The 16,560-nt window shown below is 46.3% G+C and carries 17 protein-coding genes; 12 read left to right on the top strand and 5 right to left on the bottom strand.

Features of this window, described 5'->3' with window-relative positions; all coding sequences use genetic code 11:
* Positions 1-3 precede the first annotated feature (3 nt).
* The 6 genes from QTP81_RS04465 (at position 4) to QTP81_RS04490 (ending at position 5,825) form a co-directional block, all read left to right on the top strand.
* Entirely contained in the window at positions 4-774 is a 771-nt protein-coding gene (locus QTP81_RS04465) for a 3-hydroxybutyrate dehydrogenase (protein ID WP_289364021.1), read from the top strand.
* A gap of 92 nt (positions 775-866) precedes the next feature.
* Positions 867-1,742, top strand: coding sequence for an NAD(+) kinase (nadK, locus tag QTP81_RS04470; RefSeq protein WP_289364023.1), 876 nt, complete (start codon positions 867-869; stop codon positions 1,740-1,742).
* An 83-nt stretch (positions 1,743-1,825) separates the two neighbouring features.
* Positions 1,826-3,493, top strand: coding sequence for a DNA repair protein RecN (gene recN / locus QTP81_RS04475; protein ID WP_289364025.1), 1,668 nt, complete (start codon positions 1,826-1,828; stop codon positions 3,491-3,493).
* A gap of 178 nt (positions 3,494-3,671) precedes the next feature.
* Positions 3,672-4,022, top strand: a complete 351-nt coding sequence (locus QTP81_RS04480; RefSeq protein ID WP_289364027.1) for an outer membrane protein assembly factor BamE — start codon at positions 3,672-3,674, stop codon at positions 4,020-4,022.
* Between the two features lie 158 nt (positions 4,023-4,180).
* Positions 4,181-4,840, top strand: coding sequence for a DUF4097 family beta strand repeat-containing protein (locus QTP81_RS04485; RefSeq protein ID WP_289364029.1), 660 nt, complete (start codon positions 4,181-4,183; stop codon positions 4,838-4,840).
* Positions 4,841-4,985: 145 nt separating this feature from the next.
* Positions 4,986-5,825, top strand: a complete 840-nt coding sequence (locus QTP81_RS04490; RefSeq protein WP_289364031.1) for a substrate-binding periplasmic protein — start codon at positions 4,986-4,988, stop codon at positions 5,823-5,825.
* Here QTP81_RS04490 and rluB read toward each other — a convergent pair whose 3' ends face one another.
* The 5 genes from rluB to QTP81_RS04515 are packed head-to-tail and all read right to left on the bottom strand — an operon-like array spanning position 5,826 to position 9,641.
* Entirely contained in the window at positions 5,826-6,689 is an 864-nt protein-coding gene (rluB, locus tag QTP81_RS04495; protein WP_289364033.1) for a 23S rRNA pseudouridine(2605) synthase RluB, read from the bottom strand.
* Positions 6,689-7,297, bottom strand: a complete 609-nt coding sequence (scpB, locus tag QTP81_RS04500; protein WP_289364034.1) for an SMC-Scp complex subunit ScpB — start codon at positions 7,295-7,297, stop codon at positions 6,689-6,691. The genes rluB and scpB overlap by 1 nt, the downstream gene beginning before the upstream one ends.
* Before the next feature lie 3 nt (positions 7,298-7,300).
* Positions 7,301-8,128 carry a segregation and condensation protein A gene (locus QTP81_RS04505; RefSeq protein WP_289364036.1) on the bottom strand — a complete coding sequence of 276 codons (828 nt, stop codon included), beginning with the start codon at positions 8,126-8,128 and terminating at the stop codon, positions 7,301-7,303.
* Entirely contained in the window at positions 8,128-8,748 is a 621-nt protein-coding gene (locus QTP81_RS04510; protein WP_289364040.1) for an L-threonylcarbamoyladenylate synthase, read from the bottom strand. Before QTP81_RS04510 ends, QTP81_RS04505 begins: the two co-directional genes overlap by 1 nt.
* Complete coding sequence (locus tag QTP81_RS04515; RefSeq protein ID WP_289364041.1) at positions 8,745-9,641, bottom strand: PHP domain-containing protein; 897 nt, start codon at positions 9,639-9,641, stop codon at positions 8,745-8,747. Before QTP81_RS04515 ends, QTP81_RS04510 begins: the two co-directional genes overlap by 4 nt.
* Positions 9,642-9,869: 228 nt before the next feature.
* Between QTP81_RS04515 and QTP81_RS04520 the strand changes: the two genes are divergently transcribed.
* Genes QTP81_RS04520 through trpA form a run of 6 tightly spaced genes read left to right on the top strand, consistent with a single transcriptional unit; the run spans position 9,870 to position 16,560 of the window.
* On the top strand, positions 9,870-11,468 hold the full coding sequence (locus tag QTP81_RS04520) for an anthranilate synthase component 1 (protein WP_289364042.1): 1,599 nt from the start codon (positions 9,870-9,872) through the stop codon (positions 11,466-11,468).
* A complete protein-coding gene (locus tag QTP81_RS04525; RefSeq protein WP_289364044.1) occupies positions 11,465-12,076 on the top strand; it encodes an aminodeoxychorismate/anthranilate synthase component II in 612 nt (203 codons plus the stop codon). Before QTP81_RS04520 ends, QTP81_RS04525 begins: the two co-directional genes overlap by 4 nt.
* A gap of 1 nt (position 12,077) precedes the next feature.
* The gene (trpD, locus tag QTP81_RS04530) at positions 12,078-13,121 is read left to right on the top strand and encodes an anthranilate phosphoribosyltransferase (protein WP_289364045.1); all 1,044 of its coding nucleotides are present in this window, start codon (positions 12,078-12,080) and stop codon (positions 13,119-13,121) included.
* A 3-nt stretch (positions 13,122-13,124) separates the two neighbouring features.
* Positions 13,125-14,546 (top strand): bifunctional indole-3-glycerol-phosphate synthase TrpC/phosphoribosylanthranilate isomerase TrpF, encoded by a 1,422-nt coding sequence (trpCF, locus tag QTP81_RS04535; RefSeq protein WP_289364046.1) that lies wholly within the window; start codon positions 13,125-13,127, stop codon positions 14,544-14,546.
* A gap of 23 nt (positions 14,547-14,569) precedes the next feature.
* Complete coding sequence (trpB, locus tag QTP81_RS04540) at positions 14,570-15,751, top strand: tryptophan synthase subunit beta (RefSeq protein ID WP_289364047.1); 1,182 nt, start codon at positions 14,570-14,572, stop codon at positions 15,749-15,751.
* The gene (gene trpA / locus QTP81_RS04545) at positions 15,751-16,560 is read left to right on the top strand and encodes a tryptophan synthase subunit alpha (protein ID WP_289364048.1); all 810 of its coding nucleotides are present in this window, start codon (positions 15,751-15,753) and stop codon (positions 16,558-16,560) included. The genes trpB and trpA overlap by 1 nt, the downstream gene beginning before the upstream one ends.

Genomic DNA, 16,560 nt, shown 5'->3' on the forward strand with positions numbered 1-16,560 from the left:
AGCATGTCCACATCGAGAAACGTACTAGTCACAGGCGGTGCCAGCGGGATTGGCTTTGGTATTGCCGCACAGCTTGCAGCTGCTGGCCACTTTGTTGTCATTGCCGATCTCAATCAGAGTGCTGCTGAGGACGCCTGCACAAAACTCGCTCAGGCCGGTGCTAAATGCCGAGCAGTTGCAGTAGATGTCTGTGATGCCGATGCCGTTGCACAATTACCGAAAACACTTATCGAAACCCCTATTGATGTGTTGGTAAATAATGCGGGGATCCAACATGTTGCGCGGCTGGACGATTTTCCTGCGCATAAATGGCAACAGCTAATTCAAGTCATGTTAGTTGGGCCTGCACTCCTTACTCAGGCCTTTCTTCCGCATATGCGCGAGCAGAATTTTGGTCGTATTATCAATGTGGGCTCCATTCACTCTGTGGTAGCCTCACCCTTTAAATCAGCCTATGTCGCGGCCAAACACGGTTTGTTAGGGTTTGCTAAAACTGTAGCACTGGAAACTGGCGATTGTGATGTAACCATAAATACCATGTGTCCGGCCTATGTAAAGACGCCTTTGGTTGAGCAACAAATCAAAGCGCAAGCGGTTGAAAACAACCTCAGCGAAGAGGATGTGGTGAATAAAATCATGTTAGAGCCGATGCCCAAGAAAGCCTTTATTGAGCCATCAGAACTGGCCTCTACTGCGGAGTTTTTAATGTCGGACGCAGCGAAAAATATCACCGGTCAAACGTTGATTTTAGATGGCGGTTGGACCTGTCGATAGCCAATAATAGGAGCGGGTTATAACCTGCGGTTTTACTCTGCTCCCTTTTCTGCTAGTGTTTGAGCGAACATCGACTTTAAACAACTGATTCAATGACATACAAGACTGTCGGTCTGATAGGTAAGACTTCACATTCCCTCACCCATGAAAGCCTTGATGCAGTTATCGAGTTTTTGCGGGAGCGCAACTGTATCATCTTGCTAGAAGAGCAGATTGCCGGCGAATTTAACGGTCCTGATCTACACGCAGCAAGTCTGGTAGACATTGGCAAGCGTGCCGACTTAGCAATTGTTGTTGGTGGTGACGGCAATATGATTGGCGCAGCGCGTGTACTGGCCAGTTTTAATGTGGCTGTGGTTGGCGTAAACCGAGGAAACTTGGGTTTTTTAACGGATATTAGCCCAGATGACATCCATCCACAGTTGACCAAGTTGTTTGCTGGTGAGAGTGTGCTGGAGCAACGCTTTTTATTAGAAGTTGAAGTCTACCGGGACAATGTCCTGCAAAGCGCTAGCTCTGCAGTTAACGAAGTGGTTTTGCACCACGGTAAAGTTGCCCATATGATGGAATTTGAAGTGCTGATCGATGACCACTTTGTGTTTTCCCAGCGCTCTGATGGATTGATCATTGCTACACCTACCGGCTCCACTGCATATTCGTTGTCTGCCGGTGGCCCTATCCTAATGCCTAAATTAGACGCATTGACGTTAGTGCCGATGTTTCCACATACGCTGAGTAGTCGCCCGATAGTCGTTGATGCCAATAGCACGGTGTCAATGCGCGTTTCTAAAGTGAATAGCGCAAACTTACAGGTCAGTTGCGACAGTCATATCGTGTTGCCCGTGTTACCGGGTGATGAAATTCGCGTGCGCAAAAATCCAAATAAATTGTCGCTGTTGCACCCGCAAGGCTACAGTTACTTTAATGTACTGCGCAACAAGCTCGGCTGGGGTAGTAAGCTGTACTAAAGACGGTTTTTTATATTCCACTCTTTACAAATTAAATATACTGTATATATTTACACATACTGTATATTTATCTAGTTTTAATTATGCTTACTCATCTCACAATTCGAAACTTTGCTGTTGTCAAACATATTGAGCTTGATCTTACTGCGGGTTTAACCGCAATAACGGGTGAGACTGGCGCTGGTAAATCGATTGGCATTGATGCTTTAGTTCTATGTACCGGTGGACGTGCTGATGCGAGTATGGTTCGCAGTGGGGCTACAAAAGCCGAGATTATTGCGCATTTTAATATTCAACAGAATAAGCGCGCACAACAGTGGCTGGATGAATACGAGCTAGATAGCGACGGTGAGTGTTTCATCCGTCGCGTGATCAGTGCAGAGGGCCGTTCTAAAGCGTTTATCAATGGCTCCCCTGTAGCCCTTCAACAACTCAAACAGTTGGGTGCAATATTACTTAACATTCACGGCCAAAACGATCATCAACAACTGCTAAAAGAAACCATGCAGCGCAATATGCTAGACAGCTTTGCCAAGCATACAGCATTAGTCGAAGCGGTGAATAATAGTTACACCGAGTTTCAACACGCTAAACGCCACTATGAAAAACTGCGACAAAGTGCCCAGGCTCGAGAAGACCGCAAGCATCTATTGAGCTATCAGGTCTCAGAGCTCGACGAGTTTGGTCTAGAAGAACAAGAATTTACCGATTTAGAGGTAGAGCACAAACGTTTGTCTAACAGCCAGTCACTGCTCGAACAAAGCCAGCTCAGCTTTCATCGCTTGTATGATGATGAGCAATTTAATGCCATGTCAGCGATTCAACAAAGCATCGACAACCTTTCGGGGCTATGTGATAGCGACCCACAACTACAACCTATTGTTAACCTGTTATCTGAAGCTGCCATTCAGGTTGAAGAAGCCGCACAAGAATTGCGAGGGTATTGTGACGAGTTAGATATCGATCCAATGCGCATGCAGCAGGTTGAACAGCGCTATGACAAAGTCAATGAACTTGCCAGAAAGCATCAAGTAATGCCCGAGGTGCTGTTTGCACATCACATGTCATTGATTGAAGAGCTAAACGGTATTGAAGCAGCAAACGACGAGCTTGAAAACATTCAGAGCGAACTTGAACAGCTGGAATCTCGCTATTTGGCAAATGCCGATAAATTGTCGGCAAGCCGTCAAAAAGCCGCAAAATCGCTGGCCAAAAAGCTTGAGCAAAAAATTCAGCGCATGAACATGCCCCATGCAACCATTGAGTATCGAGTGCATGCGGATCAAAGCAAAGCTAATGCCCACGGGATTGATACTGTAAGTATTCTGATTTCAACCAACCTCGGTCAGCCTGCTGATAGCCTCGATAAAGTTGTCTCGGGTGGTGAGCTAGCTCGTGTTGGTCTTGCAATGCAAGTATTAACGGCAGACCAGTCAATGCCTCCTACCATGATTTTCGATGAAGTTGATACCGGTATCAGTGGGCCGACAGCAAGTATTGTTGGTCAATTGTTACGGCAAATGGGCGAACAGGCACAAGTCATGTGTGTAACGCATCTGCCGCAAGTTGCAGCGCAAGCCCACAATCAATTGTTTGTTACTAAGAAAATCGTAGAAAAGAGCACCGAAACGCATATAGTACATCTTGAAAACGAGCAACGCGTCAATGAACTCGCTCGGTTACTTGCTGGTGATTCAATCACTGACAGTGCAATCTCAAATGCTCGTTCACTGCTTATGAATGTGGCTTAGTAAGTCAGAATCGTGACGGATATTGCCGGTCATTTAGGTCGGCAGTAATGATCAAATTTCGCAGCGAACTATTTATCAGTTGATTGGTCATAGTATGCTAAGGTAGCATGCACACCGCAAAAGTTGGTGGTGCTTACCAACGGCTGGGCTCAAATCAAAAATTTTTTATAAGGTTCGCATGAAGTTTTTTGTTTTATCTATCGTTGTCGCGTTTTTCTTGTCTGGCTGCTCTAACTGGATTTACCGCATAGACGTACCACAGGGAAACTTCCTTGATAATCGCGATGTCAAAAAGCTGCGAATAGGCATGACAAAAGAGCAAGTGATCTTTGTCTTGGGTAACCCAGTTGTGCAAGATTCATTCGATCATGACACTTGGTATTACCTATACGAGATGAAGCGCGGTATGCGCAAACGCGGTGAAGATTTCCAGCGCTCGTTAATTATTCATTTTGAAGAAAATAAAATTGCCAACGTCGATGGCGACTTTGAGTTATCTGAAGACTTTATGACTCCCCTCGATCAGTAATTTGTTGGTCAAAATCACCAAGGATGTGTGATATTCACAACCTTGGTTTTGCTTCCCCTCGCCCCAAAAAAGTTAACTTATTGTAAACTATACATTTATCATTCTGGCATATGCCCTGCAGTGTAAGTTTTTTAACTCTGTCAATAAGAATGGATTTTATGAACCACTTTAAAAACCTCAAGCTTACTGCTGTCGCAGCTTTATTACTTTCTACCTCAGGTTGTGTTATTCACGTCGGTGGCACTAACGACGACTCCAGTTTCAGTAGTGTACTTGGCGATGTTGAAATAGCTGCTGGCCGCAGCGTTGGTGATATTTCATCAGTTAACGGTGATGTAGAGCTTGAACATGATGTCACTGCTGCGAGCATCAACTCAGTAAATGGTGATATTGAAATCGCCAATAACGTAACAGTAGACTCTATTGACGTGGTTAATGGCGACGTAGAGATAGGACAAGGCTTCAATAGCCAATATGGTATTGAGTCAGTTAACGGGGATATCGAAATCGCCAGCGGTGGCACAGTGAACGGCTCAATCGTAACAGTTAATGGTGATGTAGAGCTACGTGACTCCACCGTTAATAATGATATCGTCACTACTAACGGGGATATTTCAATCACGCGTGGCACAGTAGTTGATGGTGACATCGTTTTTGAGAAAGTAAGAAAAGGTAACAGTGACTGGAATAGTCAACCTGTGCTGCGCATAGACGCAAGCTCAACAGTTACCGGTCGCATCATCCTAAATCGCCCAGTTAAGGTGGATATAGAATCCGCCGAACTCCAAGAAAAAGTTGAACATCGCTATAAAGGGTAGATTCAATACATCACAATTTGTAGAGAGTACTAGTATCGCAAAAGTAGTACTCTCTTCTTATCATCAATGGCCGCCAGTAGTCGTTCATTGGCAGTTAAGGTTTTTGCAACTACACTTTGTTTAGAATCGCAAAAGTGTAAAGTCGTTGAACAAAGCCGCTACTTCATTTAAACAACCCTTTAGTTTCGCAACATTTGTCGTGCGTTTGAGTATTCGTTTAGCCGCTTTAATCTTCGCAACCTTGTTAGTTACAACCTATGTGTCAGCAAATCCCAACACGATTAAAGTGTGTTTAATGGATACCGAATTATTTCCTTTGTGGCGAAAGCCAGGTAATGAAGAGATGTCGTCGCCAGGGATAAATATTGAATTACAGCGTTATGTAGCACAGCAAATCGGTCATTCTATTGAATGGGTTAGAGCCCCCTTTCCACGCTGTTTAGTCATGTTGCGGCAAAATCAGGTCGATATGCTCAATGTAGCTAGCTACAGCCCTGACAGAGAAGCCTATGGTCGATACCCCAAGATTGAAGGACATATCGATCCTGCGCGCAGTTTGAAGACTGATAGTTATTACGCTTACGTATTGCTCAACACCAACGTCGAATTTAGTGATGGAGATTTTCACAATCTTGGCGACAAACCCATCGCAATAGAAATAGGGGCTTCTATTCGCACCTATTTAAATGAAAAAAATATCCCTGTTTACGAAGTTAGCCGTGTTTCTCAGGCTTTTGGTATGTTGAAATTAGGACGCGTAAGTGCCGTAGTCACAAATCAATTCAACGGCTTAAGTTATGCCTCAGACAATATTCTTGAACTGCCTAACGAAGTGCGCAGACGTCCTTACTACTTGGTAATTTCACACGGCTTTTACACCCATAACCCTGAGTTATCCGAAGAGATTTGGCGCGTTTCGGGTGAAGTTCGCGATGCGCTGTATAAAAAGTTACTCGCTGAATACACCCAATATCAAAGTTGGTAATTAGCGCCGAGGTTTATGTCCACGTGATTTGATCAGTCGATGTTTTTTCACAGAGCGACGCATTCTAGACAGGCGTGCATGGTCCAACTGATTCATTTTATCAACCACTTTGGATTCCGTTTCTGGCGCTAATTTCACCATTTTTCGCAATGCGTTGATATCATCAAGACCCAATTCAATCCATGCCCCTTGTGGTAATCGCTTCTTCAGCTCCAGCTCACCATACCTAACACGTATCAGTCTGCTTACTTGTAGCCCCTGAGATTCCCACAAGCGACGGACCTCGCGATTGCGTCCTTCTGACAGCGTCACATTAAACCAATGATTTAGGCTCTCATCATCACTCGGACGCGCTGATATAGTGGTAAACTTTGCCATGCCATCTTCTAACTCTACGCCAGATTTAAGGGCTTTGAGATGAGCGGTATTAACGTCACCGAATACGCGTACAGCGTATTCTCGTTCCACTTCATGTTTGGGATGCATCAGGCGATTAGCCAGCTCACCATCGTTGGTAAATAACAATAGCCCGGACGTATTGATATCCAAGCGGCCAACAGCAATCCATCGTCCCGGGCGAATTACCGGTAGCCGATCGAATACTGTCGCCCTCCCCTCGGGATCACTGCGACTACATAATTCACCCTCAGGCTTGTTGTACATCAAAACACGACAGCTTTTCTCTTTGGCCAAGCCTGTAATCACGTTGCCGTCAACGCGGATTTGCGCACTGGCGTCAGCACGGTCACCTAATGTCGCAACTTTGCCGTCAACGGACACACGCCCTTGTTCAATCCATCGTTCCATTTCACGACGCGAACCCAGTCCGTAGTTAGCGAGAATTTTTTGTAGTTTTTCACTCATTAATGCAACTGCTCAAGATTAGTTGGCGGCGAAGCTTCTGCTTCGCTTGTTTCAGTTTCTGGCGTTTCCACCAGCAATTCGTTAAATGCCTCTTCGGTCGGTAGTTCGCTTAGCGACTTTAAGCCGAAATAGTCTAAAAATTTATTTGTTGTCGCATATAATGCAGGGCGACCTGGCACCTCTTTGTGGCCTATCACATGGACCCATTCTCGCTCAGTAAGCGTACGGATTATATTACTGCTTACCGCAACACCACGTACGTCTTCGATTTCACCACGCGTTATCGGTTGACGATAAGCAATAAGCGCCAGGGTTTCTAACATCGCGCGAGAATAACGCGGGGCGGTCTCTTGCCACAAACGCGATAAAAAGGGGCTCAATGCGTCATTGGAGCGAAAGCTGTAGCCCGATGCTAGTTGGTGTAATTGAATACCACGGCTGGCGTAGTCTTCTTGAATTTCAACTAAAATTTTATTCAGCTGCTGGGATGATACCTTAAAGTCGCTCAGCACTGTGGCTTGCATCCGATCTTTTGAGAGCGGCTCTTCTGCAACAAAAATCGCCGCTTCCACTAACTGCTTCAATTGTACGTCATTAATTTTTTTCATCGGTTAACCATCATCGCTTTTAAGCTTCACATGAATATGCGAGTAGGCTTGCGCTTGCACGCAATCGATTAAGCCTTCTTTGACTAGCTCTAGTACGGCCAAGAATGTAACCACTGCACCACTGCGCCCCTCTTCTGCAGTATACAGTTTATGCATGGGCACAAACTCCGTTGCGCTTAACGTACGGATAATATTAGCCATACGCTCTCGCGTAGAGAGTACTTCGCGCGCGATCTGATGGTGCTCGAACGCTTCCGCGCGTTTCATCGCACTTTGAAAAGCCAAAACCAGTTCTTTTAGCGTTGTTTGTGGAATGATTTTAATCGGTGTTACATCGTCGGCAGCAACAGCATGGGCATTAAATTGATCGCGCTCCAAACGCGGTAATTGATCGAGCTCTTCCGCCGCTTGTTTAACCACCTCGTATTCGCGTAAACGGCGAATTAACTCGGCGCGAGGATCTTCTTCTTCCTCCGCAGCATCGTCGTGTTTCGGTAGCAGCAAGCGCGACTTAATTTCCGCAAGAATAGCAGCCATTAGCAAATATTCAGCAGCCAACTCTAACTTTAGCTCCTGCATCATATCTACGTATTCCATATACTGTTTGGTAACTTGCAAAATTGGCATGCTGACAATGTCGACTTTTTGTTTGCGAATTAAATACAGCAATAAATCGAGCGGCCCTTCAAAGCTATCTAAGATAACTTCCAAAGCGTCTGGCGGAATAAACAAGTCTTCGGGTTTTTCTATGACCGCTTCGCCGTTAACAAACGCTAAGGGTAGCGGCTGCTGAACGGGTTGCGAAAGCGGATCAGTGACCTTATCCGACATTACTGAAATGGCTCCGTATCACCGCTGCCATAGCGAATAATTTCACTATTACCCTCAGACATATCAATGACTGTCGTCGGTTGTTCTCCCAAATATCCACCGTGAATAATTAAGCCCACTAGCTTTTCTAATTTATCGCGAATTTCGTCAGGATCTGACTCGGCCACATCTTCACCCGGCAAAATCAAGGTTGTTGACATCAGTGGTTGCCCGAGTTCTTCCAATAGCTGCAGGGCAATATTGTTGTCTGGTACACGTATACCAATCGTTTTGCGTTTTGGATTCTGCAGGCGCTTTGGCACTTCCTTCGTCGCGCGCAAAATAAATGTGTAGGGACCGGGTGTGTTATTTTTAATCTGTCTAAAGGCAATATTGTCGACCAGTGCATACTTGGATAGCTCAGACATATCGCGACACATCAACGTAAAGTTGTGATCTTTACCGATATCACGGATCCGGCAAATCTGCTCTAAGGCCTGTTTATTGTCTATCTGACAGCCTATGGCATATCCCGAATCAGTTGGGTACACAATCACCTCTCCGCGGTGGAGTAGCTCACACGCTTGCTTTAACAAACGATTTTGTGGATTGTCTGGGTGCACGTAGAAAAACTGGCTCATAACGGATGCGCTTTCGTTATTGGCATGGCGATAGTCCAATCATGCCATATTGGTTCAATTTCGTCAGGAATAGTTGAGCGCCGCCCCAACTCCGTCCATCGACTGGGGTAATGAAAATCGGAGCCGACTGAACCTTTGAGATCGTGTAACTCAGCTATTTCAAGTAACAACTTCTGCTTTTCAGGCGTTAGATTCGGATAGTTGACTTCAATCCCATCCCCTTCAACAGCAGCAAATTCAGCTACCAGGCGTCGCAACCATTTTGTTGTCATATCATAATGCGTGGGGTGCGCTAGTACCGCTTGTCCACCCGCATCGTGAAGCCACTCAACCGCCTCAGCAATCGTTATCCAATGAGGGGCAACAAATGCGCGTTTACCTTTACCCAAGTATTGTTTGAATGCTTGCTGATGGTCTTTCACAAATCCCGCTCGAACCATAGCATGAGCAAAATGCGAACGCGTAATTTGCTCGTCACAGCGGTCATGCAGGACATCTTGTGCTTGGGTGAAACCACACAAAGCCAGCTTATATGCGATTTTTTCTGCACGGGCCCTGCGTGTCTCGTGCTGCTGGGCAACTCGCGCTTGGAATTGTTGATTGCTAACGTCGATATTCAAACCAACAATGTGGATATCAAAACCGTGCCACCGGGTTGACAGTTCAATCCCGTTTATTATTGTTAATGGGCGCTTTTGCTTAGCCTGATAAACATGTGCTTCGTTGAGACCATCAATCGAATCATGGTCAGTTATAGATAACACGTCCAATTGCATATTGTGCGCACGTTGAATCAATTCAGTCGGCGATAACTGGCCGTCTGAGTGCAAAGTATGCGAGTGCAAATCTATTTTTAACTGACTTTTTGAATTTACGGTTGACACAAGCGGCATTTTGTTTTCTTCTATATGCATATTATACGTGTGTCAGTCGGCAATTCCTAAGCGATTCAAGCAAAAACACACAAAAAAACGAGATTTTTATGCAAACATTGAATAACAACACTACTTGGTGGTGGCACTCCCTGACTTAACGGGCGGTGCGCGTGTTTGCGTATATAGAAAAGACAAAGCCCGTTTTATACGGGCTTTTTTTATTTTTGGGCAGGAGAAAAACCAATCATGAGCTTGACCGAACTTGGCACTAGCATTGGCAAAGTTGAATCGATTTGCCAAACGGCCAACTACGTTAGTGACCCACTCATTGCATTTGAACACTTATGTCGCACTAATGACTGTGCAATGTTACTGGAGTCGGCTGAGATTGAGAGCAAGGACAATCTCAAGAGTTTAGTGCTAGTCGATGCGGCGATGCGCATTGAGTGCAACGAAAACACCGTCAATTGTGAAGCATTGAGCGACAATGGCGAGCATCTTTTACAGTTGATCCAACAATCTTGTCCCAAGACGATAGAATGCAGTAAGACAGGCGATAACGCCCTGTTATTGACCTGTAGCGCTGACAAACACTTTGCTGACGAAGACCAGCGCTTAAAGCTGCCCTCGGTGTTTGATGGCCTACGGATTATTCTCAATAACATCACTGCAATCCGCGACATTCCCCACGCGGTTTTTCTCGGTGGTGCTTTTGCCTATGATTTGTTAGCGACTTTCGAACAGCTTCCCGCGGTAAAGCCTAGCAATAATCACTGCCCAGACTATGTATTTTACGTGGCCGAAAGCCTGCTACGCATCGATCATCAACAACGCACTACCGATATAATTGGCAGCGTTTTCTCTGGCCCCAACGTTGCAAATGCTTATTTACGCGTTAGCCAGCGAGTGGAAACCTTAAAAGCGCAACTGAATGAATTACCCGACAGCCTGCCAAATATACAGCATCAAGGAGTCGCTGCTGAGCTAGAGGTCGATAAATCTGACGCCGAATTTATCGACGATGTGGTTGGCCTCAAAGAGCACATTTTAGCGGGCGACATATTTCAAGTTGTACCGTCGCGTACGTTTTCTCTGCCCTGTCCATCACCAATCCATGCATACGCCAAGCTTCGCCAACAAAATCCAAGCCCTTACATGTTTTACTTAAAAGATCGCGATTTTAGTATGTTTGGCGCATCGCCGGAGTCAGCGCTAAAGTATTCTACGGCCACCAATATTGTCGAGATTTATCCGATAGCTGGAACCAGACCTCGTGGTAAGCGCCCTGATGGCCGCTTAGATCCCGATCTTGACAGTCGTATTGAATTGAATTTGCGCGAAGATCATAAGGAAAAATCAGAACACATCATGCTGGTCGACCTCGCGCGTAATGATGTGGCTCGCGTCAGTCGCCCTGGTACGCGCTATGTGAAAGACCTTCTCAAAGTTGACCGTTACTCTCACGTAATGCATCTGGTATCGCGAGTTGTAGGTGAGTTGCGTGATGATCTAGATGCCTTGCACGCATATCAAGCGTGTATGAATATGGGCACGCTTGTAGGCGCGCCGAAAGTCAGCGCAGCAACATTAATTCGCGGCGTTGAGAAACAGCGTCGCGGCAGTTACGGTGGCGCAGTGGGCTATCTCAATGGTCGCGGTGATATGGACTCATGTATCGTGATCCGCAGCGCATTTGTGAGCAATGGCACAGCCTATATTCAAGCGGGTGCCGGTGTTGTACACGATTCAGAACCACAATCTGAAGCTGATGAAACACGTGGTAAAGCACAAGCGGTAATCAACGCTATTTTAACGTCGCAAAATTTCACCGGAGAAGCAGTATGATCAGCGTATTCTTACTCGATAATGTCGATTCATTCTCCTATAACCTCGTAGACGAGTTACGCGCACTTGAGTTGGATGTTCGGGTGTTTCGCAACACTGTTCCAGCTACGCATATCATTCAAGAAATGCAGACCCAACAACAGCAAAATGATGTGGTCTTAGTATTATCTCCTGGTCCCGGTTGCCCATCAGAGGCGGGCTGTATGCCAGAGCTATTGAAAATGGCGGACGGACAGTTTCCGGTGATAGGCATTTGCCTAGGACATCAAGCTATCGTTGAACACTTTGGCGGTGACGTTGTGCGCGCCTCCCAGGTTATGCATGGCAAATCCTCGGATATTACTCACAACCATGCTGAGTTATTTGCTGATTTGCCGCAACCGCTAGCGGTTGCCCGCTACCACTCATTAGTCGGCGCCAATTTACCAGCTGAGCTCAGCGTTATTGCCCATTTCGAAGAGATGCCAATGGCTGTATACCACCCTCAGCAGCGCATGATTGGTTATCAATTTCACCCAGAATCAATGCTAACGGCCCAAGGTAGTCAACTGCTGATGCAATCTTTGCAATTTTTAACCGGCGCAAACGCCACTCAGGGAGCAAACTGATATGAGTATGGACTCGCAACTACTGATTAAGCATCTCGAAGATTTATATGCCGGTACGAATTTATCGCAAGCTAACGCTTTCGCCATTTTCAGCGGCGTTATGCAAGGTCAATTGGACCATAGCCAACTGGCTGCACTACTGGTTAGTTTAAAAATTAAGGGTGAAACAGCGGCAGAAATTGCCGGTGCAGCGGATGCAATGCGCGCCAATGCAGCCAGTTTTGAACGCCCCGATTACCATTTTGCCGATATTGTTGGCACCGGAGGTGATGGCCACAACACAATAAACATTTCAAGTGCGGCGGCCATTGTCGCAGCAAGCTGCGGAATTAAAGTTGCTAAGCATGGTAACCGTAGTGTTTCGAGTAAGTCCGGCTCCGCTGACTTATTCGCTCAATTTGGTTACGAGTTGATGTCATCGCCCGACGTTGCACGCCAATGTCTTGATATGACGAACTTTTGCTTCCTTTTCGCGCCGGTTTATCACGCTGGTGTTAAGCACGCAATGCCGGTAAGAACCGCGTTAAAAACGCGTACCTTATTCAACATTCTTGGGCCGTTGGCAAACCCAGCGAAACCCAGCCACAGTGTGTTGGGCGTGTATAGCCCAGAGCTACTCCAACCCTATGCGGATGTCGCACAACGCTTATCTATGCCGCGCGCGCTGATCGTGCATGGCAGCGGACTCGATGAAATCGCTGTACACGGGGAAACAAGCGTCATTGAAATAGACGGTGAGCAGCAATCGCATTATAGCATCTCCCCGGCGGACTTCGGTTTTTCTGAATATCCCTTAGCCGCGATCGCCGGTGGTGAGCCGGAAGTGAACCGGCAAATGATTGCTGACGTACTTGCAGGTCAAGGCGAAGCGGCGCATGAAGCGGCAATAGCAATGAATGCCGCTGCACTTATTCATCTACATGGTAAAACGCCATCCCTTGCTGCGGCTGCCGAAATTGCGGTTAATGCCATGCGATCAGGCAAACCGATAGCAACGATTGAAGCGGCAGCAAAACAAAGTCAAATCGCATCCACGGAGCAATAATAAGTGGCCAACGTATTAGAAAAAATTGTCATTGATAAACGTTCTGAAATTGCAGCACGCAAGCAAACATTTCCGCTTGATGCGTTTATCAGTGATTTACAACCCAGTAAAAAGTCATTTTTTGGTGCGCTGTCCGGCCCCGATGCGGCCTTTATTCTTGAGTGCAAAAAAGCGTCGCCCTCCAAAGGCTTAATCCGCGAAAACTTTGATCTCGACGAGATCATTGCGGCATATCAACCTTATGCCGCGTGTATTTCAGTATTAACTGATGAGAAGTACTTTCAAGGTAAATTTGAATACTTAGAGTATGTCGCAAAACACGTCGAGCAACCGGTAATCAACAAAGACTTTTTTGTTGATGAATATCAGGTACATTTGGGTCGGTATCACGGCGCCGATGCAATTTTATTAATGTTGTCGGTATTAACGGATGATGAGTACCGAGCATTGCGCAACGTTGCGTCACAGTATCAGATGGACGTGCTCACTGAAGTAAGTAACGAAGAAGAAATGCAGCGTGCTATTGCGCTTGAAGCCAACATCATTGGTATCAACAACCGTAACTTACGCGACTTAAGCACCGACTTAGCAACGACTGAACGCTTGGTGCCAATGCTCGAAAATGTATCCTTCCCGCACGTGGTGATTTCTGAGAGTGGTATTTATAGCCAAGCAGATGTGCGTAGACTAAGCCATGTGAGTGATGGTTTTTTGGTCGGTAGTGCGTTAATGGCCGAATCAGACCTCGCACAGGCGGTGAAAAACCTGATATACCCTCAAGTAAAAGTCTGCGGCATTACTGACGTAGCAACTGCGCAGTTTTTAGCTGATAGTCCTGTGCGCTATGCTGGGTTAATATTTGCCTCGCAATCTAAACGTGCAGTCGAAATTGAGCGAGCGAAAGAGATTGTGGCTGCAGCTAAATTGAACTACGTAGGCGTGTTTGTCGACCAAAGCCCAGAGCTCATCGTTGAGTATGCTGATGCCCTGAAATTGTCGGCAGTGCAGTTACATGGGAACGAATCCACAACAATGATTCGCGCATTGCGCGAGCAATTGCCATCTAGCTGTCAAATATGGAAAGCCATAGGCATAGAAGCCGATACGCAAACAATAGAGACTTTGCCTCAGGCACTACGTGACAGCAAAGACCCGCTATGGTCAGTGGTCGATAAAATTTTAGTGGACTGCAAAGTGGGTGCTCAAAGCGGTGGCACTGGTCAACAGTTCGATTGGCAACTGGTTAAAGATATGGTCAATCACCCCCGACTCGTGCTGGCTGGCGGTATAGGCCCAGATTCCGCAGTGCATGCAAGCCAAACAGGCGTTGCGTTAATCGACGTAAATTCTGGTGTAGAAGATGCCCCAGGACAAAAAAATGAACAACAACTCAGCCAGCTTTTTGCAGCGCTTCGAGCGTATTAAGTAGATTTTAAAATAGGTAGAACATGAATAAACTCGATACAAAATTTGGTGAATACGGCGGCATGTATGTCCCCGAGCTCCTGATCCCTGCGCTTGATCAACTTGAACAAGCATTCTTGGACGCGCAGAAAGATGACAGCTTCCAAGCAGAATTTATGGCGTTGCTAAAAGACTATGCAGGGCGCCCAACCGCTATGACGTTGAGCCGCAACTTAGTGAGTAATCCGAAGGTAAAACTTTATTTAAAGCGCGAGGATTTACTTCATGGTGGAGCCCATAAAACTAATCAAGTATTGGGCCAAGCCTTATTAACCAAACGCATGGGCAAGAGCGAAGTAATTGCCGAAACAGGTGCTGGTCAACACGGCGTGGCGACCGCCCTTGCATGTGCTCTGTTGGGCTTAAAAGCGCGTATTTACATGGGAGCAAAAGACGTAGAGCGTCAAGCGCCGAACGTGTTTAGAATGCGTTTGATGGGTGCTGAAGTCATCCCTGTTAACGCCGGTTCGGGAACACTGAAAGATGCTGTTAACGAAGCAATGCGTGACTGGTCGGCAAATTATGATAAAGCACACTATTTACTAGGTACCGCTGCGGGACCTCACCCGTTCCCGACTATCGTGCGTGAATATCACCGTATGATTGGTGAAGAAACCAAAGCCCAGATCCTGGAAAAAGAGGGGCGCTTGCCTGATGCAGTCGTCGCATGTGTTGGTGGTGGCTCCAACGCTATCGGCATGTTCGCAGACTTTATCGATGATCCCAGCGTGCGATTAATAGGTGTAGAACCTGCAGGTAAGGGTATTCACACTAGTGAGCACGGCGCAGCAATTTGTACCGGCTCAAAAGGTATTTTGCATGGTGCTTACAGTTACATTATGCAAGACAGTGATGGCCAGATTGAGGAATCGTATTCAGTGTCCGCTGGTTTAGACTATCCGGCCGTGGGTCCACAACACGCGTTCTTGGCCGATACAGGCCGAGCTGAATACGTTGCTGTAACAGACGAAGAAGCACTTAATGCGTTTAAATTATTAGCGCGTAAGGAAGGCATCATTCCAGCCTTGGAATCGTCGCACGCACTGGCTCACGCCCTAAATATGGCGGATGAGGCAGAAGATGAAACAATTATAGTGCTCAATTTATCGGGCCGTGGTGATAAGGACTTAGGTCACGTGATTAATATTTTAGGAGACGACTACTAATGGCCCGTTATGAAGCAATGTTCGAGCGTTTAAATGACGCCAACCAAGGGGCGTTTGTACCATTTGTCATGCTGGGTGATCCAGATGCCGAAACGTCCCTAGCCATTATACGCCAACTAATTTTGAGTGGTGCAGATGCATTAGAGCTAGGTATACCCTATTCTGACCCTATCGCTGATGGTCCCACAATCCAAGGCGCTAGTATTCGTGCTCTCGAGAAAAAAATAACGCCAAGTGATTGTTTTGCGATTATTAAATCAATCCGCGAAGAGTTCCCTGAAGTACCAATCGGCTTGTTGTTATACAGCAATTTAGTGCTTAAACGCGGTGTTGAAACCTTCTACCAAGATGCGCATGCCGTTGGCGTAGATTCAATCTTGATCGCAGATGTACCGTTGCGTGAAGCCGAAAGTTTTATCGCTGTGGCTGAGCAAAATAATATCCAGCAGATATTGATTGCACCACCAAACGCATCTGATGAAACATTGCGTACAATTGGCGAAAAGTCGTCAGGTTATACGTATTTGCTCGGTCGAGCGGGAGTTACCGGGGCGGAAACCGCGGTTGAAATTCCCGCTTCGGAATTGATTAACAAATTGACCCAATACCATGTTGCACCACCACTGTTAGGCTTTGGCATTTCAACTCCAGAACAAGTTAAATCTGCGATTGATGCAGGTGCTGCTGGGGCCATTTCTGGCTCTGCTACAGTTAACTTAATTGCGGCCAACCTTGACGACCAAACGGTTATGTTGGCGGCATTAGATCAGTTCGTACGGTCTATGAAAGCAGCAACAGTTAAAGGTTAA

Origin of the sequence: Neoalteromonas arenosi, assembly GCF_030362855.1 — a bacterium.
GTDB lineage: Bacteria > Pseudomonadota > Gammaproteobacteria > Enterobacterales > Alteromonadaceae > Alteromonas_E > Alteromonas_E arenosi.

Bases quoted from the DNA above. Each gene is read 5' to 3' on its own strand.
- QTP81_RS04465 (WP_289364021.1), top strand. From the start codon at position 4: ATGTCCACATCGAGAAACGTACTAGTCACAGGCGGTGCCAGCGGGATT.
- nadK (WP_289364023.1), top strand. From the start codon at position 867: ATGACATACAAGACTGTCGGTCTGATAGGTAAGACTTCACATTCCCTC.
- recN (WP_289364025.1), top strand. From the start codon at position 1,826: ATGCTTACTCATCTCACAATTCGAAACTTTGCTGTTGTCAAACATATT.
- QTP81_RS04480 (WP_289364027.1), top strand. From the start codon at position 3,672: ATGAAGTTTTTTGTTTTATCTATCGTTGTCGCGTTTTTCTTGTCTGGC.
- QTP81_RS04485 (WP_289364029.1), top strand. From the start codon at position 4,181: ATGAACCACTTTAAAAACCTCAAGCTTACTGCTGTCGCAGCTTTATTA.
- rluB (WP_289364033.1), bottom strand. From the start codon at position 6,689: ATGAGTGAAAAACTACAAAAAATTCTCGCTAACTACGGACTGGGTTCG.
- scpB (WP_289364034.1), bottom strand. From the start codon at position 7,297: ATGAAAAAAATTAATGACGTACAATTGAAGCAGTTAGTGGAAGCGGCG.
- QTP81_RS04505 (WP_289364036.1), bottom strand. From the start codon at position 8,128: ATGTCGGATAAGGTCACTGATCCGCTTTCGCAACCCGTTCAGCAGCCG.
- QTP81_RS04510 (WP_289364040.1), bottom strand. From the start codon at position 8,748: ATGAGCCAGTTTTTCTACGTGCACCCAGACAATCCACAAAATCGTTTG.
- QTP81_RS04515 (WP_289364041.1), bottom strand. From the start codon at position 9,641: ATGCCGCTTGTGTCAACCGTAAATTCAAAAAGTCAGTTAAAAATAGAT.
- QTP81_RS04520 (WP_289364042.1), top strand. From the start codon at position 9,870: ATGAGCTTGACCGAACTTGGCACTAGCATTGGCAAAGTTGAATCGATT.
- QTP81_RS04525 (WP_289364044.1), top strand. From the start codon at position 11,465: ATGATCAGCGTATTCTTACTCGATAATGTCGATTCATTCTCCTATAAC.
- trpD (WP_289364045.1), top strand. From the start codon at position 12,078: ATGAGTATGGACTCGCAACTACTGATTAAGCATCTCGAAGATTTATAT.
- trpB (WP_289364047.1), top strand. From the start codon at position 14,570: ATGAATAAACTCGATACAAAATTTGGTGAATACGGCGGCATGTATGTC.
- trpA (WP_289364048.1), top strand. From the start codon at position 15,751: ATGGCCCGTTATGAAGCAATGTTCGAGCGTTTAAATGACGCCAACCAA.